The sequence below is a fragment of the Streptomyces sp. NPDC001410 genome (assembly GCF_042895235.1).
Classification (GTDB): domain Bacteria; phylum Actinomycetota; class Actinomycetes; order Streptomycetales; family Streptomycetaceae; genus Streptomyces.
This window is the reverse complement of the sequence record NZ_JBIAWE010000035.1, coordinates 1-24,375: the sequence shown is the minus strand read 5'-3', so window position 1 is coordinate 24,375 and position 24,375 is coordinate 1. Positions and strand designations below refer to the sequence as shown.

The 24,375-nt window shown below is 67.9% G+C and carries 23 protein-coding genes and 6 pseudogenes; 16 read left to right on the top strand and 13 right to left on the bottom strand.

Going from position 1 to position 24,375, the window contains the following annotated elements:
- Nucleotides 1-105 precede the first annotated feature (105 nt).
- The 3 genes and pseudogenes from ACFY3C_RS44080 (at nt 106) to ACFY3C_RS44070 (ending at nt 1,642) form a co-directional block, all read left to right on the top strand.
- The gene (locus ACFY3C_RS44080; protein WP_390774939.1) at nt 106-303 is read left to right on the top strand and encodes a hypothetical protein; all 198 of its coding nucleotides are present in this window, start codon (nt 106-108) and stop codon (nt 301-303) included.
- A 42-nt stretch (nt 304-345) separates the two neighbouring features.
- A pseudogene (locus ACFY3C_RS44075) lies at nt 346-667 on the top strand (IS5/IS1182 family transposase); the annotation flags it as partial.
- A 273-nt stretch (nt 668-940) separates the two neighbouring features.
- Nucleotides 941-1,642, top strand: a complete 702-nt coding sequence (locus tag ACFY3C_RS44070) for a 2-phosphosulfolactate phosphatase (protein ID WP_390774938.1) — start codon at nt 941-943, stop codon at nt 1,640-1,642.
- Between the two features lie 273 nt (nt 1,643-1,915).
- On the opposite strand, the gene ACFY3C_RS44065 is transcribed toward ACFY3C_RS44070, so the two are convergent.
- The gene (locus ACFY3C_RS44065; protein WP_390774937.1) at nt 1,916-3,283 is read right to left on the bottom strand and encodes a HEAT repeat domain-containing protein; all 1,368 of its coding nucleotides are present in this window, start codon (nt 3,281-3,283) and stop codon (nt 1,916-1,918) included.
- 218 nt (nt 3,284-3,501) lie between these two features.
- On the opposite strand from ACFY3C_RS44065, the pseudogene ACFY3C_RS44060 reads away from it, so the two are divergent.
- Nucleotides 3,502-3,694: pseudogene (locus tag ACFY3C_RS44060) on the top strand (hypothetical protein); the annotation flags it as partial.
- A 53-nt stretch (nt 3,695-3,747) separates the two neighbouring features.
- Complete coding sequence (locus ACFY3C_RS44055) at nt 3,748-4,266, top strand: hypothetical protein (protein ID WP_390774936.1); 519 nt, start codon at nt 3,748-3,750, stop codon at nt 4,264-4,266.
- 35 nt (nt 4,267-4,301) lie between these two features.
- Here the strand turns inward: ACFY3C_RS44055 and ACFY3C_RS44050 are convergent.
- A pseudogene (locus tag ACFY3C_RS44050) lies at nt 4,302-4,685 on the bottom strand (IS5/IS1182 family transposase); the annotation flags it as partial.
- 281 nt (nt 4,686-4,966) lie between these two features.
- Between ACFY3C_RS44050 and ACFY3C_RS44045 the strand changes: the two are divergent.
- The 4 genes from ACFY3C_RS44045 (at nt 4,967) to ACFY3C_RS44030 (ending at nt 8,689) form a co-directional block, all read left to right on the top strand.
- Nucleotides 4,967-5,134 (top strand): hypothetical protein, encoded by a 168-nt coding sequence (locus ACFY3C_RS44045; protein WP_389180507.1) that lies wholly within the window; start codon nt 4,967-4,969, stop codon nt 5,132-5,134.
- Between the two features lie 731 nt (nt 5,135-5,865).
- Nucleotides 5,866-6,699 (top strand): PIG-L family deacetylase, encoded by an 834-nt coding sequence (locus ACFY3C_RS44040; protein WP_390774935.1) that lies wholly within the window; start codon nt 5,866-5,868, stop codon nt 6,697-6,699.
- A gap of 460 nt (nt 6,700-7,159) precedes the next feature.
- On the top strand, nt 7,160-8,071 hold the full coding sequence (locus tag ACFY3C_RS44035; RefSeq protein WP_390774950.1) for a helix-turn-helix domain-containing protein: 912 nt from the start codon (nt 7,160-7,162) through the stop codon (nt 8,069-8,071).
- A gap of 78 nt (nt 8,072-8,149) precedes the next feature.
- Nucleotides 8,150-8,689: a GNAT family N-acetyltransferase gene (locus ACFY3C_RS44030; protein ID WP_390774934.1), complete on the top strand. Its 540-nt coding sequence runs from the start codon at nt 8,150-8,152 to the stop codon at nt 8,687-8,689.
- Nucleotides 8,690-8,914: 225 nt separating this feature from the next.
- Here ACFY3C_RS44030 and ACFY3C_RS44025 read toward each other — a convergent pair whose 3' ends face one another.
- The 4 genes from ACFY3C_RS44025 to ACFY3C_RS44010 all read right to left on the bottom strand — a co-directional run bounded on the left by ACFY3C_RS44025 (nt 8,915) and on the right by ACFY3C_RS44010 (nt 11,837).
- Nucleotides 8,915-9,325 (bottom strand): PPOX class F420-dependent oxidoreductase, encoded by a 411-nt coding sequence (locus tag ACFY3C_RS44025; protein WP_386581818.1) that lies wholly within the window; start codon nt 9,323-9,325, stop codon nt 8,915-8,917.
- Between the two features lie 547 nt (nt 9,326-9,872).
- Nucleotides 9,873-10,130: a hypothetical protein gene (locus ACFY3C_RS44020; RefSeq protein WP_390774933.1), complete on the bottom strand. Its 258-nt coding sequence runs from the start codon at nt 10,128-10,130 to the stop codon at nt 9,873-9,875.
- Between the two features lie 47 nt (nt 10,131-10,177).
- Nucleotides 10,178-10,747, bottom strand: coding sequence for a HEAT repeat domain-containing protein (locus ACFY3C_RS44015; RefSeq protein ID WP_390774932.1), 570 nt, complete (start codon nt 10,745-10,747; stop codon nt 10,178-10,180).
- Nucleotides 10,748-11,018: 271 nt separating this feature from the next.
- Nucleotides 11,019-11,837: a phosphotransferase family protein gene (locus ACFY3C_RS44010; protein ID WP_390774931.1), complete on the bottom strand. Its 819-nt coding sequence runs from the start codon at nt 11,835-11,837 to the stop codon at nt 11,019-11,021.
- Between the two features lie 345 nt (nt 11,838-12,182).
- Here ACFY3C_RS44010 and ACFY3C_RS44005 point away from each other — a divergent pair, with 345 nt between their 5' ends.
- The gene (locus ACFY3C_RS44005; RefSeq protein ID WP_390774930.1) at nt 12,183-12,587 is read left to right on the top strand and encodes a hypothetical protein; all 405 of its coding nucleotides are present in this window, start codon (nt 12,183-12,185) and stop codon (nt 12,585-12,587) included.
- On the opposite strand, the pseudogene ACFY3C_RS44000 reads toward ACFY3C_RS44005, so the two are convergent.
- A pseudogene (locus tag ACFY3C_RS44000) lies at nt 12,584-13,318 on the bottom strand (IS5 family transposase). The gene ACFY3C_RS44005 and the pseudogene ACFY3C_RS44000 sit on opposite strands and share 4 nt — an antisense overlap.
- 239 nt (nt 13,319-13,557) lie before the next feature.
- On the opposite strand from ACFY3C_RS44000, the gene ACFY3C_RS43995 reads away from it, so the two are divergent.
- From ACFY3C_RS43995 to ACFY3C_RS43985, 3 genes are all read left to right on the top strand, one after another.
- Nucleotides 13,558-14,055, top strand: a complete 498-nt coding sequence (locus ACFY3C_RS43995) for a hypothetical protein (RefSeq protein ID WP_390774929.1) — start codon at nt 13,558-13,560, stop codon at nt 14,053-14,055.
- Nucleotides 14,056-14,783: 728 nt separating this feature from the next.
- On the top strand, nt 14,784-15,899 hold the full coding sequence (locus ACFY3C_RS43990; RefSeq protein ID WP_390774928.1) for an FAD-dependent oxidoreductase: 1,116 nt from the start codon (nt 14,784-14,786) through the stop codon (nt 15,897-15,899).
- Nucleotides 15,900-16,264: 365 nt separating this feature from the next.
- Nucleotides 16,265-16,675, top strand: coding sequence for a hypothetical protein (locus ACFY3C_RS43985; protein WP_386581829.1), 411 nt, complete (start codon nt 16,265-16,267; stop codon nt 16,673-16,675).
- A 111-nt stretch (nt 16,676-16,786) separates the two neighbouring features.
- On the opposite strand, the gene ACFY3C_RS43980 is transcribed toward ACFY3C_RS43985, so the two are convergent.
- Genes ACFY3C_RS43980 through ACFY3C_RS43970 form a run of 3 tightly spaced genes read right to left on the bottom strand, consistent with a single transcriptional unit; the run spans nt 16,787 to nt 17,769 of the window.
- Nucleotides 16,787-17,023, bottom strand: coding sequence for a SpoIIE family protein phosphatase (locus ACFY3C_RS43980; RefSeq protein ID WP_390774949.1), 237 nt, complete (start codon nt 17,021-17,023; stop codon nt 16,787-16,789).
- A complete protein-coding gene (locus tag ACFY3C_RS43975; protein ID WP_390774953.1) occupies nt 16,927-17,346 on the bottom strand; it encodes a hypothetical protein in 420 nt (139 codons plus the stop codon). Before ACFY3C_RS43975 ends, ACFY3C_RS43980 begins: the two co-directional genes overlap by 97 nt.
- Nucleotides 17,347-17,391: 45 nt before the next feature.
- Nucleotides 17,392-17,769: a hypothetical protein gene (locus ACFY3C_RS43970; RefSeq protein ID WP_390774927.1), complete on the bottom strand. Its 378-nt coding sequence runs from the start codon at nt 17,767-17,769 to the stop codon at nt 17,392-17,394.
- Nucleotides 17,770-17,823: 54 nt separating this feature from the next.
- Here ACFY3C_RS43970 and ACFY3C_RS43965 point away from each other — a divergent pair.
- A pseudogene (locus ACFY3C_RS43965) lies at nt 17,824-18,078 on the top strand (hypothetical protein); the annotation flags it as partial.
- Between the two features lie 123 nt (nt 18,079-18,201).
- Here the strand turns inward: ACFY3C_RS43965 and ACFY3C_RS43960 are convergent.
- Complete coding sequence (locus tag ACFY3C_RS43960) at nt 18,202-19,587, bottom strand: cytochrome P450 (RefSeq protein WP_390774926.1); 1,386 nt, start codon at nt 19,585-19,587, stop codon at nt 18,202-18,204.
- A 79-nt stretch (nt 19,588-19,666) separates the two neighbouring features.
- Nucleotides 19,667-20,701, bottom strand: a complete 1,035-nt coding sequence (locus ACFY3C_RS43955; protein ID WP_390774925.1) for a multidrug MFS transporter — start codon at nt 20,699-20,701, stop codon at nt 19,667-19,669.
- Between the two features lie 741 nt (nt 20,702-21,442).
- Here ACFY3C_RS43955 and ACFY3C_RS43950 point away from each other — a divergent pair.
- The gene (locus ACFY3C_RS43950) at nt 21,443-22,117 is read left to right on the top strand and encodes a hypothetical protein (protein WP_390774924.1); all 675 of its coding nucleotides are present in this window, start codon (nt 21,443-21,445) and stop codon (nt 22,115-22,117) included.
- Nucleotides 22,118-22,798: 681 nt separating this feature from the next.
- Nucleotides 22,799-23,579: pseudogene (locus tag ACFY3C_RS43945) on the top strand (transposase).
- Nucleotides 23,580-23,688: 109 nt separating this feature from the next.
- Here the strand turns inward: ACFY3C_RS43945 and ACFY3C_RS43940 are convergent.
- Complete coding sequence (locus tag ACFY3C_RS43940) at nt 23,689-24,159, bottom strand: transposase (protein WP_390774923.1); 471 nt, start codon at nt 24,157-24,159, stop codon at nt 23,689-23,691.
- Nucleotides 24,160-24,375 lie beyond the last annotated feature (216 nt).

The following is a 24,375-nucleotide window of genomic DNA, read 5'->3' as shown; positions in this document are numbered from 1 at the left end:
CTGGATGTGTGGCTGATCGACAGGGAGGAGGTCGCCACCCACATCACGACCGGGTCGGACTGGTGCCTGGTCGTGGACCCATCGGCCCCTTTCGAGGGGTACGAGATGGCTGAACTGGGCCGCGTCGAGGTGGCACCGGTCAACGGCGAGACACCGTTCGCTGACCACCTCGGCGAGAGGGTCCTGGCGGTGCGCGAAATAGCGGCCTCGGATACCGGCCGGCTCGCGCTGGAGATCACCTTCGACTCCGGCCGCGTGCGGTGCAACACCTGGTCCGGTGAACTCCGCCTGTCCAGCAAGTGATCGGCGCACCAGTACCTGCGGGAACCGTGTGCGGATCTCGCCGTGGCTGGTGTGATCACGACATCGCAGCCTTCCTGGACACCCCGTTCACCGGGCTGAGCCCCCGCACTGCTTCGGCAAGTTGGTGACGATGCTGCGGCGTGAAGGGGCGAACACGGTCCGCAGGGGTCGGCCGTGGAGCCTGATGTTGGAAGACCGGGTGCTGCTGCTCGCGGCCTACTGGCGCACCAACTTGACGCTACGTCAGCTCGCCGACTACCGGTACTCGACGAATCACCAGGTCGTCATCGACGCCGACAGCCGGCTCGTCGTTGTGGTCGGTCAGCCGGTGCCCGGCAACCGTAACGACTGCAAGCCATGGGATCTCCTCGCGGAAGTCGCGCTGTTCGTCCTCCGTCAAACGCCCCAGCCCCGCGTACTTGATCAGCTTGCCGACCGCGCACCACCTCAGCGCAAAAGCGTGACTTGTGCCCGCAAAGGCCGTGTGCGGGTGATCCCGTGTGGTGATTGAGCAGGCATGTTGTCGCGGACCACCTTTGCCACGCAGGCAGCCGGAGGTGTTGCATTCCGAGACCGTCGATGTGATGTGGATCACTCGCCGACTGCTTCGGGTCGGTCGTGCGTGATCATGATTGGAATGGACACTCGTTTCGTTGGCATCACTGAGCTGGTCGAGGCCCCGTCCGTGGCGGTCGTAGTCGACGTCATGCGTGCTTTCACCGTGGCTGCCTGGGCCTTTGCCCAGGGGGCGGAAAAGATCGTTCTTGCTGAGTCGTTGGACGACGCTCTGGCCCTCAAGGCTCGCCACCCGGATCGGGTGGCGCTCAAAGACGGTCCGCCCGCGCCTGGGTTCGACATGGTCAACTCGCCGGGCATGCTGCGGTCTGTTGACCTTGGCGGACGGACCGTTGTGCAGAAGACCACGGCAGGGACGGTCGGCGCCCTTGCGGTCAAGGATGCGTCGCTGGTGCTGTGCGCCGGCTTCGTAGTGGCGGAGGCAACAGCTCAGGTCTTGCGGACACGCAAGAGTGACAGTGTCACGTTCGTGGTCACTGGCGAAGACGGACAGGCCGATGAAGATCTGGCGTGTGCTCAATACATCGCTCGCAGAGCCACCGAGGCTGGGACGGATGCTGCTGAGTTCCTCCGCCGCGCTGCCGAGTCGCGCGCCGCCGCCGAGCTGGCGGAGGGTGTGCGCCGAGGAGTCCATCCTGATGACGTTGCACTCTGCCTTGAGCTGGACCGGTTTCCCTTTGCCATGGTGGCGGCCCCAGAAGACTCGCTCATGGTCCTGCGTCCGTGCGCCGTGCCTTCGCTGGCCGACGAGGCTTCGATCTGATACGCGAGAGCCGGCATCCGGTCGGGTATGCGGCATCAGCTGCCTGGAGACGTTGCTCGAATTCGACGCGGAGGTGCGGGTGCCGTAGAAGGCGGTGCGGTCGACGCCCGCTTCGCGGGCGAGGGACTTGACGTCACACCTTCCGCCAGGCGGAACTCTCGCCCGCGGAGGAGCGTGCACTGATGATCGGCACTCCGGCGCAGACACCGCCCCCCAGCGTCGGAGGCGATGTTGTCGTCCACCGTCGAACCGGAAAGCGTGCAGTCGCTACGGTCAGGTTCTGTCGGGCCGGTTGCGGGCCTTGTAGTGCCAGTGAGCGGACACGCGGTGGTCGTCTTCGAAGCCGGGACCGAGCGGACCTATTTGTTCGTACGCGCCATCAGTGCGCGGGTCGTTGCGGACGGCGAGGGCGTAGGCCGCCTCCAGCCGCAGGTTCTGATCCTCCTCGTCCAACAGGGCGGCGAGAGCATCCATGACGGCGGCCGTCCGGTCGTGGGAGCCGGAGAGAGATGCGGCGGCACGGCGCCGGACGTCGGGGTCCGGGTCCCGGAGCAGGGTGAGCAGGGTCTCCCGGGTCGCCGGGGTCAGATCGCGCGGGTAGGCGAGGACCTGGGCGACGACGTACCGGACCCCGGAGTCGGGGTCCCGCGCCAGGGCGAGCAGGGTGGCGGCGGGCTCGCTCCGTGGGGCCCGGATCAGGCAGTACGGCACCTCGCGGCGCACGCGCGGGTCCGGATGGTCGGCGTAGCGGAAGCCGATGGCCTCCTGGTCGGGGTGGTCGTATTCCGTATAGACGTCCAAGACCCTGGCGAGCACCTCGCCATCCGGCTCGTCGAGCGCCCACTCCGCCAGGAACCCGACGTCCTGCGCGGTGTCTGGACGGACGTGGTGGTTCGCCAGGAAGTGCCGGGACCACAGGACGCCGGTGAGCAACCGACGGTGGACGGGAGCGGGGTGGTGGCGCAAGCCCGCCAGGTCCGACCAGGCCTGCGGGCTCTTGCGGAAGGCGAGGGCGTAGCTGACGGTGGACCAGTTGGCGTGCAGCTCGTCCGGGTGCGGGACGGCTCGTGCCACCAGTTCCGCCACCGGCGGCAGGAGGCCGAACGCCCGCTCCAGGTCGGTGAGGACGCCGCTGTGGCCCGCCCGGACGGTGAGCCCGCCGAGGGAGACCTCCTCGATGTCCGTGTACTCGTCGTCCTTGACCAGGCACCGGGTGGCCGGGCCCGAGGCCCCCGTGCGGCGGCGTAGTTCCTCCGCCTCCCCCGTCTCGTACCAGTCCCGAGCGAGGTCGAGCAGCCGCTTTCGCTCGGCCTCAGCGATCCGCAGCCGCGGGTCCTTGCCGAGCACGGCGCCGACCAGCGCCGGGGAGCCGAGGTCGACGGCCCGCAGGAGCGGTGTCGTACCGTCCGGCAGCACTACGTCCGAATCGGCGCCGCTGTCCGTCAGGGCGCTGGCGGTCTCGTGGTCGAACCCGCCCACAGCGGCGCAGAGCAACGGCAGGCCGTCGGAGCCTGGAGTGTTCGGATCGGCGCCGTCCTGGAGACATGCCTGTACCGCACGGGAGTCCTTGGCAATCACGGCTGCCACAAGCTGGTCATTCACGTCGTTCGGGTTGCGCAGGTCGTGCTGCGGTGCGGTCATCTTCCCCCCTGGTGATCCGTCGGACAGCACGCTATCCGGCGCCGGGCCCAGGCTGAGCCGATTACTTCGGCAGCGATCTTGCGGAGGCTGACACCACACTCACGAGATATGCACGCATGACACTCGCCCGAACGGGACGGCAGGCACGGGCCACCCCAAGCGGTCATCCGCGACCAGCATCTCCGGTCAGTGGCAAGGGTCAGTCCCTGCTGAAGTTGGTGCGGCAGCTGATCGAGTCGGCGAACGACACCCTCAAGGGCCAACTCGATCTGGAACAGCACGGCGGCCGGACGACTCGAGGGCGTCGCCATACGCGTCCCTCAGCGCGTGCTCGCGCCGGCCGCGGCGATCTGGCCCAACCGCAAGACCGGACAGCTCCAGCCGCCGCCGGATCGGTCGTGCGGTCCCTAGGGTCTGTCCGGTGGGTCGGCAGGGTCCCCTCTCCTGCCTTCTAGCCTGGCGCCATGGACAACGGGCTCGCTCACGAGGGAAGCGCCTTCATCAACTTTCGACACTACGTCCGGGATCCGAAGGAGCACGGGTTTCGGTGGGTCGACATCAAGCAGCTCCGCTTCCCTGCGGAGTCCCTGGACGACAGAGGGCTGCTTGCCGGACTGATTGGGCATGAGCAGTTCCGGGACGACTATGCGGGTGGTGGAGTGCTGCCGGACGGGCCCCGGCACGGTCCGTATTGGCTGCGGTTGATCACTCCCGACCTCTACGAGGCCATCAGCCAGGAGAGGGCCGTGCAGATCCTGCGGGAGTGGGTGGATCCGCTCTGGGACCCGCCCGCCGAGCTGGAGGCAGATCTGCAGCGGGAGGTGTTCAACCGCCTGGCTGCGGCCGATGGCATCCACTACCTCGGCGAGCTCGGAGATGAGGCGATTCATGACTGGGGACGTGTGCACGACTGCTTCCACGAGTTCGTGCTCATCGACCGCTCGGCTGGGCAGATCACCCTCGTCGTCGCGGCCGACGACTGAGCCGACCACCGGGGCATCCGCTGCGGTGGCTGAGGTCAGTAGCGGAGCCACAGCCGAACCGCGGCAAGAGTGACCGTGCCGTGGAAGACGTAGGCCCTCTTGTCGTAGCGAGTCGCCCCTGCTCTGGAGCCCTGGAGCGCGTTGAAGCAACGCTCGACTTCGTTCCTCCTTTCGCAGGTAGTGCTCTCGAAGCCGGTCGGCCGCCCCCCGTGGCTACCGCGCCGCCGGCGGTTGACGTGCTGATTCCTCGGCTCGGAGATGGTGTGCTTGATCTGGCGTCGCCGCAGGTAGCGGCGGTTCCGGTGGGAGCTGTACGCCTCATCGGGGCGATGTTCGGCCAGGCGGCGCCGACGCCCCAGCACCCGGGGCAGGCGGTGATGAGCCCCCGCCGGATGCTGATGGGCGCGGCAGACCGTCGAAACCCGCCGAAGCCCTGCGGCTACTCAACCCGCCGACGAGAACCATCGACCCGAAAGCGCTCTACCTGGCCACGACTGCCGAACTGAGCCGACGATTCGCCCGGATCTACATCACCCTCGGGACGCAGGACCCTCACCAAGGATTCCTCTGCCTTCAAGGCCGTCGCCCTACGGCGACGCGACAGCCACAGCAAGCTCAAGGCTCGCTCAAATCACGCGTATCCCCCGGCCAACAGGCACATACTCCCTGACAGGCACAAGCACGTACGGGGAGAACGCGCATGACGACCTTGCTCACTTTCATCCGGGACATCGTCTCCGGCCGTCGGCTACTGGCGAAGTACGGCGACCCCGAGGCCCACCGACGCAGCCACGACCGGGATGCCGGCCTCGCCCGCCACTACATCCCGGCGCAGCAGTTCCCCACATCAGGGCCCGGCGGTCTGTAATCGGAGCGTTGGCAGGAACACCCGAGCCTGCCACGAGGGCCAGATCGCTCAAGCCCACGGGTAGGTGGTCATCCACGTACGGCCGCCCTTGACTACGGGATGCTGTCCGTGCGGCTGCGCCGTCACCTGATTACGCCGTCGACCTCGGCCAAAGTGCAGGCCACACGGGCGGTGGTCTCGGTTGCATACGCCTGGGCGAGGTCGCGGCGCGGGATGCTACGCCGACAGTCGGCGTCGGATCGTAGGCGATGACGCTCCATAGGCCCTCGCCAGGGCAGCGAGCGTCTCGCCCGCTTTACGTCGACGCCGGAACGTCTGGTCAGGGAGCGCGATCGGCCGCTGTCCGAACGGAACGCGAACCCCGACATCACGGAGCCGACTGGAGATGGTCCTCCTCCGGCTGACTCCCGGCTCCACGGCGATGTCCTGCAGCAGGTGCCGCCTGCCGCGCCCCGGGCCCGTGCAGCGAGCCGGCGCTCTCGCGAAGGCCAAGGCCGAGGGGTGTTCCGGTGTGCGGCGGGAACAGCCGGTCCGGCCCACGCTGTTGCACCGGCCAGGAGACCGGCGCCACGCGGGCGGGGAACACAGAGACCGAAAGGCCGTCGCGACGTGATCCGGGCTCCTCGGGTCCGCGGTACGCCCGGTCATCCGACATCCGATATTGAGGGGTGACCGCTCATACGTCCGCCGCAGACTCGGACCGAGGCCTTTTCACATAGGAGGACTGTTTCATGAATGACCGGCCCTTGACGCTCATGGCGGTACACGCCCACCCCGACGATGAGGCCACTGGAACAGGAGGTGTCCTCGCGCGGTACGCGGCGGAGGGCATTCGCACGATCCTCGTGACGTGCACCGACGGCGGTTGCGGTGACGGACCGGGGGGTGTCAAGCCGGGCGACCCCGGACACGATCCGGCGGCCGTCGCCTTGATGCGGCGTCAAGAACTCGAGGCAAGCTGCGAAGTCCTGAAGGTCAGTCATCTGGAGATGCTGGACTACGCCGACTCCGGGATGATGGGCTGGCCGGCCAATGACGCCCCCGGCTCCTTCTGGCAGACACCTGTGGAGGAGGGCGCTGCCCGGCTCGTGGAACTCTTGCGGCGCTACCAGCCCGATGTGGTCGTCACCTACGACGAGAACGGCTTCTATGGCCACCCCGACCACATCCAGGCCAACCGCATCACGATGGCGGCGCTGGCGATGACCGCGCAGACACCGAAGGTGTACTGGACGACGGCGCCCCGCTCGATGATGCAGCGGTTCGGGGAGGTCATGCGCGAGTTCGGTGCGGACGTGCAGGAGCCGGATCCTGCTGAGGCCGCCGCGATGGCCGAGATCGGACTCCCTGACGAGGAGATCACCACCTGGGTGGACACCACCGCGTTCGGCGGCCAGAAGTTCGATGCGCTGGCCGCACACGCCAGCCAGGGCGAGAACATCTTCTTCCTCAGGATGGGCCGGGAGAGGTTCACCGAGTTGATGGGCGTCGAGACCTTCGTACGGGTCCAGGACACCACCGGAGCGGTCGTGCCCGAGAACGATCTCTTCGCCGGACTGCGCTGATCCGCCCGCCCACCGGGGGTCAGAGAGCCCATGGATGGTCCGTGCGGCTCGGTGACGTGCTCGCACACCCGGAGGCTTGTTCACGTGGGTTCCGCTCCGGCGGCCCTTGATCATCAGAGTGGCCCTGCTCGGTCGCGTGGCGGTTACGAGAACGCCAGTTTCCCCACCCGAGCAGGGCTGTTGAGCGGGAACGTTCGACAGGCCGGGCGGGGATCAACCGGATGGGCTGGTGGCCGGCGTCCACACCGAGCTGCGTGCCGCCGCCCCGCACAGCCCGTCCCCGGAGCAGACGCGGGCGCCGGGTCTGTACCGATCAGCAGCGCTGGTGTGGTGACCACCCATCCGACGCGCAAACCACATGCCGCGCTCACGCACGCATCCGCCGATCGGCAAGATCGCCAGTTTCACGCGCGTGAGCCGGCGCATTCGCCTCACCGCCACCCTGGCCGACGGCAGTGTGCTGGTGACGGACTTCGCCACCTCCGCCGAGACCGTGAAGGACCCGATCGTGCCCGCGGTCACCGTCCCCTGGTACGACCTCACGGTCTGCGGGCTGGACATCGTGCCCTTCGGCCGGTTCCACGTGGAGCCCGACCACGGCCTCGACCAACTCCAGGGCGCCGGCACCGTGATCGTCCCCGGCTGGGCCGATGTCGACGTGATCCCGCCCGCCGAACTGGTCGACGCGGTGCGCGCGGCCCACGACGCGGGTGCCCGCGTGGCCTCCCTGTGCACCGGCGCGTTCGTCCTGGCCGAAGCCGGTCTGCTGAACGGGAAGCGCGCCACCACCCACTGGGAGCACACCGCCCTCCTGGCCGCCCGCTACCCCGAGGCTGAGGTTGACCCGGACGTGCTCTACGTGGACAACGGGAGCGTGCTCACCTCCGCCGGCAAGGCCGCTGCGCTGGACCTGTGCCTGCACCTGGTCCGCCTCGACCACCGCTCGTCGATCGCCAACGCCGTCGCCCGCCGCCTGGTCGTCCCACCGCACCGGCCCGGCGGCCAGGCCCAGTTCGTCACCGCCCCGGTGCCCGCCCAGGACGACCATCCGCTCACTGCCCTGTTCCCCTGGATCATCGAGCGACTCGACCAACCGCTGACCGTGGAGAACCTGGCCCGCCAGGCCCGGATGAGCTCTCGCCACCTGGGCCGCCACTTCCGCGCGGCAACCGGCACCACTCCCCTGCGGTGGCTGCTGGCCCAGCGGATCCGCCACGCCCAGGAACTGCTGGAGAAGACTGACGACAGCATCGACACCGTCGCAGCGGCCACCGGCACGGGCACCGCCACGGCACTGCGCCGTCACTTCAACCGCACCCTCGGCGTCCCACAGGACACCTACCGCCGCACCTTCCGCTCACGAACCCAGTAGGTGCTGTTCGGGGTTCGGATCTGGGTGGAGTCAAGCGTTTCCCGTTCGGTTGGTTTGACCACCTGTTAGCGTGCGGAGATGGAAGATCTGGGAACCGTGGCTTGGCCGCCTGAGCCGATCAGGACCGAGAGGCTCGTGCTCCGTGAGCCCGAGACCCGGGACCGTGCGGCCTTCATCGAGCTGCTCGCCTCGCCAGAGGTACACACCTACCTCGGCGGCCCACGGGCGCGTGCCGAGCTTGAGCGCGAGACGCCTGAGGTGCCCGAGCGGTGGCCCGGGAGCTTCGTCGTTGATCTCGACGGGTCGATGATCGGCCAGATCCTGCTCAGGAGAGCAACGGGGCACCGTCGCCCGGCTGCCGCAGGGAAGGCCGATCTCGGCTACCTGTTCCTGCCGCGGGCGTGGGGCTGCGGGTACGCCGCCGAGGCATGCGCGGCGGCACTCGGCTGGCTCGCCGGCGCACTTCCCGGCGAGCCGGTGGTGCTCACCACCCAGACCGCCAACGTCGGCTCGATGCGTCTCGCGGCGAAGCTGGGGTTCACTGAGGTAGAGCGGTTCGAGGCCTGGGGCGCCGAGCAGTGGCTCGGCATGAGGTCCCCGGTCACGCCGTCCAGTTGAGCCCCCGCCCCGACGGAACCGCCGGGGAGTACCCGCCCATCCACGCGCGAGCGGCCTGCAACCGCGACTTGCCCGCGCGTATGCCGGGCGTCACCTCCAGGCGCTCTCGTTTGGATCACCGGGCGGACCAGAGGAAGATAGGTGCTCCGGCCGTCTCGCACCATGACGCGTCTCAGCCGACGACAGGGAAAGCGGGTGGACATCAACTCGCTCAGAAACGATCAGTCAGTCGGCGAAGGTGCCGACCAGCCGCTGCGGGGTGATCCTGACGATCACCCGCACCACCTCCGGCGGTAGTTCCAGGTACTCCTCACCCGCGTCGGGCCCCTCGTACTGCTCGGCCAGTGCGACGGCCAGCTTCCGGCCCAGATCTTCGGCCACCGTCGCGGTACCGCGTACCTCCAGGTATCGCAGCGGGTTGGCCCGGTCGTAGACCGTCAGGCTGACCCGTGCGTCGCGCTCCACGTTGGTGACCTTGCGACGGCCGCCTGCCGAGGAGATCAGCACGTCGTCGCCGTCCCGGGCGACCCAGACCACTGAGGTCTGCGGGCTGCCGTCGGGGTTCACGGTGGCCAGCACCGCGGGATTCACATCGTCAAGGAGCCTGCGGGCGGCATCGTTCAACTTGATCGTCATGCCCGCGACCCTAGCCAGGTCGTCAGGCGGCGTCGACCGACATTTCCCCTGCCGGCGCACACGCAGGGCACCCCCGCTGACCGAGATCGCAAACCGAGGTACCCGGGCTCGTCTCATTCTGTAACTATCAGTTAGTCAGAGAAAACCACTTCAAGGACATCAGCGACGGCCGCACCGCCGATGTAGCCGCCTGGGTCAGCGCCGCGACCCCGGACCTGATCGGGAGTCACGACCTGACCGTCCTACAGCGTGCCGCCGACGCGGCCCTGTACGACGACAAGCGCTCCGGCCGTGCAGCCATCGTCACCGCTGCGCACGTCACGGTGAGGTCCATCAACAGCCGCCGCGCCGGGCGCCATGGCAGGGCCGTGTGTGTTGGGGGGCGAACCAAGTGAGCGTCCTCACCCTGCCTGAGGGAGATCGTGTATGCGGAGGCGTGCTGACCTGGGGGGGGGGACATTGACCGGCGTGTTCCCTGGCCGCTTGCCGACGTTGCCCGCTGTTCCCCGCCGCTTACCCTCTCATCGGGCACGCCGGGGGCACGTGGTCACTCGTAGTGCCGTGCGGCGCTGAGCGCGCGGGCGAAGAGCGTCCAGTCGCCCTCGGCCGGCAGAGTCTGCTTGTGGTTGGCGTACCAGCCGGGCGCAGACGAGAGCCAGGCTTCCAGGGCCTCCAGGAAGGAGGCCAGTGTCTGATTCTCCCAGTGATCACCGCTCTCGTCGTACTCAGCTCGGAGGCGTGCCAGGAAGGCGCACAGGGCCTCACGATCGGCGATGTGATCGTGGGGTGTGAGGTGATTGGGCATGGAGAAGTCCCCGCCTAGACGAATAGTTCCGAACTACTGAGGGTTGATCACAAATCTCTGTCGAGCCGGTGGCCCAGCTCTGCAAGTGCCATTTCTGCTGCGACGGCTACGGCTGGGTTGGGGTCGTCGAGAGCCGAGCGGATCAGGTTGGCGTAGTCACTCTCGCCTACGGCTCCGAGCCCACGCACCGATGCAGCTCGCACCCGGGCAACCTCGTCCGTCACCAGAGCCGCCAACAGCTCGACCGACTCGGCCAGTTCGTGGATAGTTACCAGCTTCGCCGCTGTTTCCCGCACCCGCCAGGAAGAGTCGGTCAAGGCTCGTCCGATCGCCGGAGCGGCCTCGGGTGTCCATGCATAGCGCAGTGCTCGGACCGCCCACACACGCGGCCAGTGACTCTGATCGGGGCGGCCGAGCCGCCCTGATCGCAGCGCGGCCGCGGCGGGATTGCCACCGATCCAGGCCAAGGACGGTTGGCAGGGATCGTCGGGCGCGATCCGCTCCTCCAACAGGGACACACACCACTCGGACACGGTCTCACGCCCCAGCTGCGCGCACGCCTGGGCGACCAGCACTTTGGGGTGTAGCTCCACGTCGACGGGAACGGGAAGAGTCACAGCCACCGTCCTTCACAGCCATGCGTAGCAAGTTCCAACCCTTCCTGAGCCGCTGATCGGACACGTCTGCCAGTGGTCAGCCGGGGTTCGGGAGAAGTGCGGCGATGCTCCCGCCTGATCGCTGGTCTGGTGGTTGGCTCTTGCTCAGTTTGGCAGTCAGCTGGATCCAGCAGCTGAAGTCCCTGGCCTCCCCTGCGTCGAGCGGCCCCACAGGACAGGACGCGGCACCTCGTGATCAGTCTCGGCCCGGACGACCGGCCAGCGTACGACCTCAGGCAAGAAGCGTGGACAGGCGTGCCGCCTGCCGCTCGACCGTTCCCGGCGGATTGCGGGGATGGTGAGCGTCGTCCAAGGACAAGAGGAACAACCACACGAGCGCCAGCAACCTGCGGCATTCCGGCAGCCGCGCGCGTTCGGCGGCGGTCAGGTCGAACAGATCGAGAAACGCCTCCGCATCGAGGGGCGAGCCTACCCAGCTGGCCACGTGTTCCGTAATCTCCGCCAGCTCGAAGGGCCGGTCACTGAGACCGGAGTCCTCGAAGTCGACGACATGCACGCGAGTGCCGTCCCACAGATAGTTGGCGAGATTGCCGTCCCCCGGACCGAAAACCATCGGGACCTCTGGCCGGCTGGTTCGTTCCATGCCTGAACGGGCCAGCCATGCAAGACCGCGGTCCATGGCCTCGCCCACCTCATCACTGACTCGCGGGCGAACCTGCGGCACCCAGGCGTGGATCTGGGTGATGAGTTGATGCTGCTGGCCAGGCCGGACCGGGACCTCAGCCAGGACTTCCGCCGGCACAGCCGCATACAGCTCGCTCGCCGCCGCGGCCAGAGCCTTGAGCTGCCGATCGCCGAGCGGCACTCCTCGCAACGGCTCACCAGGCACGCGCGACATCACCACCATCGGCTCCTCCGCCGCAAAGTCCACGCTTTGAGGGACCGGGGCCAAGCCCGGTGCATACGCGGCGAGCAACGTCAGCGCGCGCCACTCCCGCTCGCACACTCCGCGACTCTCAGGCCGGAACCTCTTGATCACGCTGTTGGACCGGAGCTCGACAGAGTGAGTACTCCATGCAACGGAAGTCATGAGACGCGATCCTCCCAGCAGGCGCATGGTCACAGGCGCCTTACAACGGCCAACACAATGAGAAGAGTGGGAGCTGGTCACCGCGTCTGGCGCGGGAGTTGGGCGTTCGATCTGGTGTGGGGACGTTACCGTGGATCGTGACGGATGAACTGTGGTACCGGTCAGCCGTTCATCGTCGGCTCGGAGGGGCGGCACCTGGTACTGCGGTGCCTCACACTCGCCGGGACCCCTGGGGCAACAAGCGACCGTCACTGACGTCACCCGCGGGACGGGTGCTGGCGAACGGACGTTACACTCCGTGGCCCGCGAGAGTCCTACGTTCGTCGTTTGATCGCCTGGGGGGCCATGCACCGTACCGCCGCTATCGTCTTCGTCACCGCCGTCTGCCTCGCCATTTCGGCCTGCACGACGGAGACACCAGGCGCCCACACCCCCGTACAGCGGACAGACGCAACAGCCTCTCCTGGCCCCGAGGCGAAATTCACTGTCGGCAGCGGCAGCAGTCATGGGAGCGCGCCCGTTCCGGACCTCGCGGGTCAGAATCTGCAAGCTGCCCTGGACGAAGCACGAGCTGCCGGCTTCCAGTCGATCCGCACGTACGACGTCCGAAGTCGTGGGCGCAAACCGTCCGTTGCTCGAAGCTGGAAGGTCTGCACCCAGGTGCCCGGAGCGCTGGGGAGGGCCAGCACCGACACCGCGATCCTTCTCGGTGTCGCAAAGCGCGAGGAAAGCTGCTTCGACGACAACTAACGGCCTACAACGGCTGGCACAGTGAGCCGAGTTGCTGGTGGGCGCATCAGGCAGCAGGCGAGTTCGAGGAACGCTTCGTGGATGTCGGTTCGCCGTTCCGCGCGGGTGCGCAGGCGTCGGAAGCCGTGCAGCCGGGCGAAGGTGCGCTCGGCCCTCTAGCGGTAGGTGCCCGGCGAGTGCCGTGCCGGGTCCCGCGGCGGGCGATTGCGGCACGATGCCGCGGGCGCGGACCTGGTCGCGGTAGACGTCGTGGTCGTAGCCGCGGTCGGCGGACAGGGCATCCGGCCTGCAGAACGGACGGCCGATGCGGCAGGGAACGGACGGGATCGCGTCGAGCAGGGGCAGCAGCTGGGTGATGTCGTTGCGGTTGCCACCGGTCAGCAGGATCGCGAGCGGGGTGTCGTGCCCGTCAGTGATCAAGTGGTGCTTCGAGCCGGCCCTGCCCCGGTCGACCGGCGACGGGTCCGTGCAGCTCCCTCCCCCTTTCAACGCCCTGACGTGGGAAGCGTCGACCACACAGCGGGATCAGTCGAGCCGGGATGCGGCGTTGGGCTCGGGCCGGAGCACCTCGTGCAACGCTGCCACATGTCGGCCTCGCCGCAGCACGTAGATGATCCCGCACAGCACCTGCCGCTCCGGCAGCCGCCTGCGGCCTGGGTACCGGAAGCGCCGCTCCCGCTGCGGCAGTAGCGGCTCCAGGTCAGGTAGTCCCACAGCTCATCCGACACGATCCACGGCGACGTCCCCTCACCCGAAGCGCACCCGCCATCGGCGGCTCCATCGTCTCGCTTCCAGGAGACGGCTGCCCCGCTGACCGTACGCCGGCGCGCACATGAATCAGATCAGTCCCAGTCGGACGACGGGCTGTTGAGGCTCCTTGAAAACGGCTCTGGCCGCGCTTGCGTGAGCGCCCCTGTATGTTCTCCCGGACTCGCGGAGGGCGAGTCGTCGGAGGTTCAAAGGAGTGATCGTGGCTGATGAGCGGCTTGAGGCCGAGTGGGTCCGCGGCTGGTGCGAGCAGACGGAAGCGGCAGTCACGGAACTGATGCGGTCCTTTGAGGCGCGCCATGGCTTCCCGCCCGGCAGGAGCGTGGTCGGGCTCGCAACGCCTGCGAGTCACAAGGCGACGGATGCCCTTGTGGAACTGACGCCGATCCCTTCGGACCTGACCACGATGTACTGGGTGATTGACGAGGTCTCCCTGCCCGATGTCGACAGCGGCTACTTCGTCCACCCGGCCTCCACGGTCGCAAGTCATTTCCGTGAGTACGGGGCCATCGAGATCGAAGGGGAAGAGCCTGCTTTGGTGTTCGCCAGCGACGGGGGTGGCCACCTGTTCGCGCTGGCAGGCTCCGGGCGAGTTTGGAGGTCCGCCACCGCTTCGTGGCTCGCTCAGTTCGACCTTGCTGCCGCCGGCCTGCAGGAGTTCTTCGAAGGGTTGACTCAACGGATCAGCCAACAGCGCTGATCTGCAGTCAGGAGAGGGCTGGATCACGACTCGTCTTCCCATCTGGAAGTGTCCATGCCTCGCCGGCCACCGGGCGAGATCAGAACCGAGCAACTCCGCCGCAGGAGCGCCAGAAGCCGACAGGACATCCCTGGTTTGTCCGCTGCGACGAACCGGCAGATCGCACAGTTCGAAGCTCAGTACCGGTTGCCTTCCGGTCACGTCGCCCACGCCTTCCGGGCATGGGCTCTGGCGCTTCACTCATGGCCGAACCACGGACCCAATCACGGGTGCGGAACCACCGTCTGGAGGGACAGGCACGCCCGAACGCTGCTGCAAGGTGCGGCCTCGGCCATGAATCGCAAGGCACGCCGTGAACTACTCGGAGCGGTCGCACCCCTCGACGACCGCTTCATGGCACGAACATTGCCAGATCCGTTCTCGCCACCCACAGATCCCTGGTGGAAGCGCCGCCTCGCGGAGTGACCCCTCTCGACGATTCAGTCACACGGGCTGCCAGAGCTGCCAGAGCTGCCAGAGCATTGAAAGCGGCCACCGCCGCTCGCCATCCCCACTTGGTTACGGGCTCAACCAGGGGGGTGTCCACCTGACAGCCAACTGATTTGGGGTGTCGGTGCCATGTCGGAGCACTATCGGTCGGATGTCGGTGGCTCGTCGGCGGGGGCTGGCACTTTTCCAGAGACGGCCGGCCGGAGCTCACCGGGCGGCCCGATCCCGAAGGAGCCACCATGCACACCCCAGTCACAATCATCGGCGCCGGACTCGGCGGACTCACGCTGGCCCGCGTCCTGCACGTTCACGGAATCCCGGTCACGGTCTACGAAGCGGAGTCATCCCCCTCGGCGCGCGCACAGGGCGGATTGCTCGACATCCACGACTACAACGGGCAGCTCGCACTCAAGGCGGCCGGGCTGATGGACGAGTTCCACGCCATCGTTCTGGAGGGTCGCCAGGCGATGCGGGTCCTCGATCGGGACGGGACTGTCCTGCTCGACCAAGCCGACGACGGCACGGGCGGACGCCCCGAGGTGCCGCGCGGCGACCTGCGCAAGATCCTGCTCGACTCACTCCCGGCGGGCACCGTGCGGTGGGGGCACAAGGTCAGCCGCACCCGTGCCCTCGGCGAGGGTCGCCACGAGGTGACGTTCGCCGACGGCGGCACCGTCGTCACCAGCATGCTGGTCGGCGCGGACGGCGCGTGGTCGCGGGTCCGGCCGCTGCTGTCCACCGCCACACCCGAGTACATCGGTAAATCGGTCGTCGAGACCTACCTGTTCGACGCCGGCACACGGCACCCGGCCGCCGCGACAGCGGTCGGCGGCGGGATGATGATCGCGCCTTCTCCGGGCAGGGAGATCTTCGCTCACCGGGAGAAGGACGACACTCTGCACGCCTACGTGGGGCTGTCCGAGCCGCAGGACTGGTTCGCCGCCATCGATTTCGCCGATGCCGCCACGGCCACCGCGCGGATCGCGCAGGAATTCGACGGCTGGGCGCCGGAGCTCACCGCGCTGATCACCGACAGCGACGTCGCGCCGGTCCTGCGCCCCCTCTACGCTCTGCCGACCGGGCACCGGTGGGACCGGGTGCCGGGGGTGACCCTGCTCGGCGATGCCGCCCACCTCGCGGCTCCCAACGGCGAGGGCGCCAACCTGGCCATGCTCGACGGCGCCGAACTCGGTGAAGCCCTCGCCGCGCACCCCGACGACATCGAGACGGGGCTCACCGAGTACGAGCAGGCCATGTTCCCCCGCAGCGCCGAGACCGACGAGATGCCCGGGATCGACTCCGCCGACAACACAGCCCACGGCCTGATCAACATGTTCACCGAGAAGGGCGATTGAGCCACTCAAGCCCCAAACTGATGCCCTCCTTACCGCCCTCCCGCCCTCCCGGCCGCCTGAGCGCCTGAGCGCCTGAGCGCCTGAGCGCCTGAGCGCCTGAGCGCCTGCAGGATCTCAAGAAACCATCGCTTTCTGCGGATGGTCCTGCGAGGCCGTCCGGGCCCCGCAGGGGCTCCTCGAACCCCTTCCGCACCCTCGAAGGCCGGGCGCATCCGCTTCGCCGACGTCAGCCACGTCCCTGAGTGGGGAACAAGAGCAGGTCTGGGGCAACGGAGCCGATCGGGGGTGGGGAAATTCAGGGCTCTGTCCGCAGTTCCGTGATCGGGTAACGCCTGCGTCCCTCACCGACTCAGTAGGCTGGCTGGGTGACTGATCACGGCATTGAGTTGCCCGCTTTTCGTCTGCATGTTGTGCCGGCGGTCCTCTCTCTGGCGAGCCCCTCATGGCAACGCGAAGTGTGGCTGCAGCCGGAGGAGTTCGACGACCTGGACTACGTGGTCAACGTGCTTTTCGACGACTTCTGCAGCGCGGACGACCCGGCTCCGTGGCTGGGCAAGAGCCTACGGACCGAGGAGGAGGTCACGCTCATCAAAGAGCTGGGCACGGCCTACTCGGCAGTGCAGGAATCCGTGGGTCGCGGCGCCCCGGATGAGGCCTATCTCGATCATCCGGGGTGGGGTATCGTGATCACCATCGCGGCCAGACTGGCCCAGGTGATGGTGACCAATGACCTTCGAGCTGCGGCTCTCCTACATGAGCAACGTCAGCGCGCCTGACAACCAGGGCCGTGCTGCAGCGGAACCGACGGCTGGGTGAGAATGCAGGTCCAGAGGAGCTCGAACAAGGCCCGACCATGAGCATTCACGGAAGTGCGGCCAGAGCCAAATTCAGGAATCCTCATCAACATCGGCGGCCATCCGCAGAGAGATCCACACTTGCCGGGCTGCTGGGGCGAGCGTGCCGGCCAGGCCGATCGGCGGCTGCGGTGGACTGTCCAGCGCCCCGTCGAGCACCCGCTCGTCGCGGATCACCAGCGGTGGGGGGTGACCGCAATTGGCCCAGCGCAGTGCTCCGGTCTCTGCATCGAGCCGACACAGCACGCCGGTGCAGAAGTGGTCGGGCAGCCATTGGGCGAGCGCCTGGTCGACGGCGCTGACGACGTCGACCAGGTCGCCACCGCCGCGACGGGCGACATGCTCGCGGTGCGGGTGCGGGCGGCGAGCCAGTCGCTGTAGGCGCGCTTGGAGGTGATCAGCATGACGAACAGATGAGCCAGCATCCGGGTGCGGCGCATCCGTATCCCGTCGAGCGAGGCGGTCCGCACCTCCAGCACGCCCAGCCGCGCCGCACCGTCGATCAGCGGCATCCAGGCGATCAAGCCGTCGTCGGCCTCGGCCACCCGCGGGGAGACCGTTCGGTACGCCCAGCCGGCCGACGAACGGTCCACCGGCAGCGGATCCAGGGCCTCGTCGAGCGGGATGAGCAGCCGTTGTTACAGGTCGACGAGGTAGACCAGCGCGGTGCCCAGGCCAAGGGCCGAGGCGCACCGGTTCGCCAGGGTGGGCAGTTCGACTGGCAGGGCAGTCTGCGCCTCGATGATCAGCTCTTCCAGCCGATTCTCGTCGACGGCAGTGTCGGGACCGGAGGACGCGTTCGGTAGGTCCGACACAGGGATCACCCCTTCCATGCCCAGTCTCACACCGATCCCGTCCGCTCTCACGTCAGGCACGGCGGCGGCCGGGGCGAGAGCGGCGGCCAGGGTGGTCAGTTCAGCTCGATCGACCGGGCACACCTCATGCGCCATGCACTCGATCAGCCGATCCTCATCACCCCGTGGAAAGGAATCGGACTCCATGTCGGTGGTAGCCATCAGCCGGTGGTGAGCTGCTTCGGCGCGCGGGGCCGGGCATTCAGGCGGAAGAACTACTCCAGCTCGCACTGGATCCGTCTGCGGACCACGAGCCCGATCGAGTGCACCTTCGCCGCCGTCAGGCTGCGGACCAAGGTCATCCGCGGCGCCGGCTCCCGTACCGCCGCCCTCACCATGGTCTTCAAGCTCGTCGAGTCGGCCCAGCGGCGGTGGCGAGCCGTGAACGCACCTCGCCTCGTCGCCCTCGTCCGCGCCGGAGCCCGCTTGAAGCGTGGTCTCTTCTGGCACGGCTGCCACTTGAGCGCGTGAGTACACACGAAGCGGCCTCCGCTGCCCGGACCAGTCGGTCAGCGGGGGTCGCTTGGTTGTTTCTGGCCGGCGTCGTCGAAGAGGGCAACTGCGCCGCGATTGTGGACGGTCGGCGGCGGGCTGTCACCGCGTGCGCGGCTCGGCGTGCATCAGCAGCGGGCCTGGAGTGAGCGTGGTGAAGGCGCGTGGGCGGACGGTGTGGGGCGGCTCCGGACGCAGGCGCCAGCGGGGCAGGATGGTTGCCAGGGTCAGGTGGACTTCGGCGAGGCTGAAAGCGTTGCCGATGCACTTGTGCGGGCCCGCGCCGAAGGGCAGGAAGGCGGTGCCGGTACCGGCGTACGACAGCTCTGCCTCGGGCCGGTCCGGATCGAAGTCGTCCGGGCGGGTGTGGTGGCCGGGTGAGTGGTGGAGGGCGTAGGGACTGTAGAAGACGTAGGCGCCCTCCGGTATGCGGTGTCCGCCGAGTTGAGCGTCGGTTGCGGCACGGCGTGGGATGAGCCAGGCCGGTGGGTACAGGCGCAGGGTCTCGGCGACGACCCGGCGCAGGAGGCCGAGACGGGGCAGGTCGTCCAGGGCGGGGGGCTTGTCGCCGAGTTCGTGGCGGAGTTCGGTGTGGAGGCGTTGGTCGACGTCGGGGTGCGCGCCCAGCAGGTGCAGGGTCCAGGCGAGGAGAGCAGCGTTGGTGTCGGTGCCCGCGAGGAGGAGGGTCATGACCTCGTCGTGGATCTGCTGTTGGGACAGGGGCCGGCCAGTGTGTTCGTCTCGGGCTGCGAAAAGCGCGGTCAACAGGTCGGGGCTGGGAGTGGGGTCGTTCCTGCGGTCGTCTATGAGTTGCGCCACCAGGGCGTGCAATCGGCGCACGGCGGTGGTGTAGGCGCGGTTTTCGCGGGTGGGCAGTGCGTGGAGCCAGCTGATGGGCAGCGCAGCGCGCTTGCCGACGCCGGCAAAGGCGACTGGCAGGTGCGTGGTGATCTCGTGGACCGCGTCGTCGGGCAGGCGTACCGAGTACAGACAGCGGGTCAGGGCGGTGGCGGCGATCCGGTACATCTCCCGGTCGACGCGCAGGCGCTGGCCGTGGCGCCAAGCGGTGCTGCGTTCCTCGGCGACAGCGGTCATGATCTGGGCATAGTGCTCCATGCGGTGGGGATGGAACAGCGGCTGGAGCGTGCGGCGCTGTCGCATGTGCGTTTCGCCCTCGCTCGTACCCAGGCCGTTGCCCGCCAGGACACGCACGGTCTCATACAGCGGGCTGCCGGCCTTGGTGAACTCCCGGTTCCGTACGACGAGCAGCTCGTGGACCAACCTGGGCTCGTTGACCAGGTATCCCGGGATCGGGCCCAGCCGAAGGGCGACCAGGTCGGCCTGTCCGCGCAGGGAGTCGAGGAACCGCAGCGGACGGAAACGCAGTTGCCAGGCATGTCCGAGCAGGGGGAGACCCCCGGGGGCAGTGGCCAGCGTCGCGGGGCGGTCCCGGGGCTCGGTATCAGTGGTGGAAGGCGCGGCAGTCATCGTCGAAATGCCCTTTCTGTGCATCGTTCACTGGGTACGCCGCCGAGCTGGGATGCCGCGCTGTCGGTTGTCCGAGCGGCTACGCACGGCCCTGCGGCGCGCTGTCGTGCACGTATGGCGGTGCCGTGGGATCCGCCCACGCGGCGATCTGGTAGCGGGTCGAGCGGTAGTGGAACCAGTGCACCGACGAGATCCAGTTGCGCATGTTGTACAAACACGACTGCACCGCCTCCCGTTCCAACTCCGGGAGCCGCTCGGCCAACAGACACACACCCTGCTCGGCACGCTCGAAGTCCCGCACCCGCGCCCGCAGACACGCCGCCAGCAACCTGGCACCCTCCCGTAGGGAGACCCCGGCCTCGCGGGCCAGCAGGATGCCCAGGTTGTGGACATCGCGGACTGCGGCCTCCTTGGCCATCGAGTGCAGGTCGTTGAACCATGCCGCGAACTCCTGACATGCCCACCCGGCCTCCCGGTACGGCTCGCTGAGCCGAACCGTTTCCGGCAGTACCCGGTCAGCGGCGAGCTCCAGGCAGTCCAACCACACACCCATGCCGAACGTGTGCCGACGCAAGGACAGGTACTCCGCCACGCTGGGGATCCGGCCGCTGGTGCGGTTGTGGAACTCGCGGCCATATGCCGCGATGGTCCGGCAGAAGTGACTGGCGAACCGCTCCGCCCACCCTGATCCCAGACGCTCCTGGAGGCGCAGGACACAGTCTGCGAAACCAGCGACCAGCGGCTCGTCGTGACCCGTGTGACGGTCCGGCGCCCGCAGCGTTTCTCCGAGAGCGTACTGCAAGGCGTACCAGGCCGCGGTCCGCCCATGCACTGCGTCGCGGTCGTGCCGGTCGTCCCACGCGAAGAACCACACACTGAAGTCGTTGATCGCGCACAGGGCCGGCAGCGGCGCCCCGACGTAGTACCCGGTGATCAGGTCGGTATAGCGCAATCCGTCAAGGTGGTCGCGGGCCGCGTCGGCTGTCATGATCCCCCGCTCGACTGCCCACTGATATGTACGGTTGCGGACGTGGTCGTAGTCGGGGTGCCGGTTGAGGGGAAACGGCACTTGGATCTCAGGGACCTCGATCGTGGATGACCTCTGTGCTGACATCGAGCGCGTCCTTTCCCTGTCGTCCGCCCAAGGACAGGCGACGCGTCCAACGTGCGGGACACGGCATGACGAACACCATCACCCGCTGCAGCGACCCCGAAAGGTGCCGCGCACAGCGCACAGGCGCACGCGAAGGGCACCGCGTGCGACCCGACGGCTCCGTCCAGGAACCGGATCCATCTGTGTCTGCGATCCATCTGTGTTTGCGCCCTGAGGCCTCGCGTGAGCGGGAGGTGGAACGGCTGGTGGGCCTCGGTGCGTAGCGGACCCCGACCTCGGCGCTGCCGGCAAGGTCGAACGCTTCAACCGCACTCTGCTCGACGAATGGAATTACGTCCCCTACACCAGCAACGACGAGCGAACCCAGGCCCCGGCTTCCGGACATCGCCCGGGACGCCGTCACGGACGGGGCGGAAGTACCGTGAGGGCGAAGGTCCATAGCATCGTCGGAGAGGTGTGTACAGCGGTCACAATGCGTCGCTGTCCGCCGGCGCCGCTGTCGTCGGTCCTCCTGCTGGAGACGGAATCGGGCTGCACTGCGGTGAGGTGGATGTCCTGACCGGCGTAATCGGCGGTGACAAGCATGGAGTCGGCCGTTCACATCTTCACTGAATCATCACGACGTTCAACTCCGGGTTTCCCACATACGAGTTTCCGGCTACTTCTCTCGTTTGGCGGGGCGCACGCCTCGCTACAGCTCGCTATGCTGCGGCTCGGTTTTTCTGATCCGAGAAGGATGCAATGTCGACTCGCAAGCTGGCAGCGCTCGCCGTTGGCACTCTCGTACTGGTCACGGGGTGTTCGGACAGCGACGGTGACGCCAAGGATGCTACGCCGTCCACCAGCACGGAGTCGTCATCGATCGCCTCGCAGCCCAAGTACACGAAGTTCGCCGACTTTCCGGGCAAGGACTTCGTGACGACCGAACCGGGGATGCCGCTCGGCGTGCGCGTGAAGCCCGTGGAGACTGGCTGGACACCCGAATTGGTGGGCAAGTCGGCCGACCCCGGGAAGCACTTTGTCGCCGTCTACGTCGCTGTGACCGGCGAGCTGCCCGACCGTGGGGTGGAAAGCGTCGAACTCAAGTATCTTCGGCTGAAGTTCAAGTCGACGGAGCAGCCCTGCGATGTCGGGCAGAGCGGCTACTGCTTCTACGAGGCGTATCCCAGCAGCGAACTCGTCGACCTCGACGATGTCCAGGCGGACGCGGGCAACGAGTGGCCCAACTACAGCTGGAGCGAAACCCTCCTCGGAAGCAAGGTCGAGCGAGGCGAAACCCAGATGGGCGTGGTCGGATTCAGTCTGTCGGACACGGAGCAGGCCACGTCGTTCGAGCTGTGCGGTCCCACGAGGGACGCCGAAGTGGACGCCGACAAGTTCCCCTGTGTCCCGATCAAGACTCCTAGCCGGGCCTAGGGTCTGTTGGGAAAGTGCCGGTCACAGCCACTCGTTGAGGGCTGCGACCAGCACGGTCGCCTCGTAGCGGACGGCTGGCTTTTCGTACCTCGTGGCCACGGCCCGGTGGCGCTTGAGACGGTGGTCCGGTCGCCTGCGAGGCCGGCCGGGGCCGATCGCGGGCACCCGGATCGCCGCCCGCCCCGGAACGTCCGACGCCGTGGTCGTCCGGCTCGACGGCGACGCCGCCGGGCGGCCTACCGGCTCCTTTTGCAGGTCCCCCTTTTCGCCGCCCCAGCGGCGTGCGGTGTGCGGCGCTCATCTCAGGGGCTGGCGAATCGGCCCGAAGGACGGCTTGTGCGGTGCGCGGCTTCGTTCTCTGGAACTACCTGACCTCCTACGGCCCGGACACGACGCAGACCGTGTTCCGCCTCCGCGGCCACCTCGTCCCGCGCGCCGTCCGCGACGGCCTCACCCTTCCTGGCCGGCGCCACCCGCGCACAGGCCGCCCGATGATGCGCTGCTCCTTCCGGCGCTGCGGCGAAGCGCCCGGCTCCCTCTCCCCCGCAGACCGGGTCGTCGTAGACGCTAGATGGGTGCGGCCACCGTTGATCATCATGAGCTGTGTGGACTTACGGTGAGCCGGTGGCCGCAGGCCACAGGACAGATCCCGTCCGCTGGCGGGAAGCGTTTGAGGCGGCCATAGGCCGGATCGCGGGTCGGTTCGCGCCGGTCGAACCCCGCCTGCGGGCTGGGCGGTTGGTGCTGGGCCTGCTGTCCGACCTGCCGCGCAAGAACCGCTGGACGACCGCGGAGTGAGCCGGGGAATCGACCCCGCACGGCATGCAGCACCTGCTGTGCCGGCCTCCTGGGACGCGGCTGCGGTCCGTGATGACGTGCGCGAGTACGTCGTCGAGCACCTCCACGACGAGGCCGCGGTGCTGGCCGTCGACGAGACCGGTGACCTCAAGAAGGGCACCCACGCCGTCGGGGTCCAGCGCCAGTCCACCGGTACAGCCGGGAATCGCGAACTCCCAGGCCGCTGTCTACCTCGTCTACGTCGGCGAGCGGGGACACGCCGCGGTGGACCGGGAGCTGTACGTCCCGCGCTCCTGGACGTGCGATTCGCAACGCTGCAAGGCCGGTGCCCCAGCGAGCCTGGCAGAAGCTCTCCTCCGGACCCGGCGCGAAGGGACAGCGGTTCTACGACTGGGCCGTCATCGACCTGGCCGATTCGACGCCGGGCCACCGCCAGCTGCTGATCCGCCTCAACCGCACCACGGGTGAGCTCGCTTCCTATCCGACCCACACCCGACGGCCTGGTCCCACTGTCCTGCAACGAGATGCAGCGCCTGTTCATCACCTCGTCGTCCAGCCGCTCCACAACGCAGCCCACCGGCTCGGCTGGTCCGACTGGCGCCGCCGCCATCAGCAGCGATCACGCACAAGTCATTACCGGCGACATGCCGCATCCCAGACATGAAGATCACGATCTACAGCTGGAGTACTAGTAGTGCTTCGTTAGGTTCTGGCTCTGGTTCTGCTTGGGGTGAGGGGGCGGCCGCAGGTGGTGCAGGTGCCGGTCCAGCACCTCAACAGGTCCTGGAGGACGTCGAGGACCTGGTAGAGAGTGAGGCCGGCGTGTGTGCTTTTGGGTCGAGCCGCCGAAGGGTGAGGAAGGCCTGGGCGGCGGTGACGAGGGTTACGTGGTGGTGCCAGCCGCGCCAGGTGCGGCCCTCGAAGTGGTCCAGGCCCAGACCGTGTTTGAGTTCGCGGTAGTCGTGCTCGATCCGCCAGCGCATCTTCGCCCACCGCACCAGGTCGGCGATCGGCGTGGTGGCGGCCAGGTTCGATATCCAGTAACCGGTCGGAGCGTCCTGCCCGACAGGCCATTCCACCAGCACTGTGTAAGCGGGCAGGACACCGTCCCACCGGTAGTGCCCACCGCCTGCCCCCTGGGCGGCGGCCAGGGCCTGCTTGCCCGCCGGACGCACGGTGAGCACGGCGAACCGTGAGGTCATCCGCCCTTTGCTGCCCTGCCGCCAGGTCACCTCGACGAGCATGTCCGCAGGGATCTGGGCTGCGTGCTGGGACAGGGCTCGTGGCGGGGTTCGATAGCGCGGCAGGGTCGGCGGTCCCAGGCCGCCGTAGTCGGGCTGGTGAGGCTCGGCCTGTTCGGGGTGGTGTCCCCGTACTCGTCTGAGTGCACCACCAAGTACAGAGTTATGTGCACCACTGCTCAGGCCACGTCGGTGTCCCGCTCGATGGCCTGGAGGCGG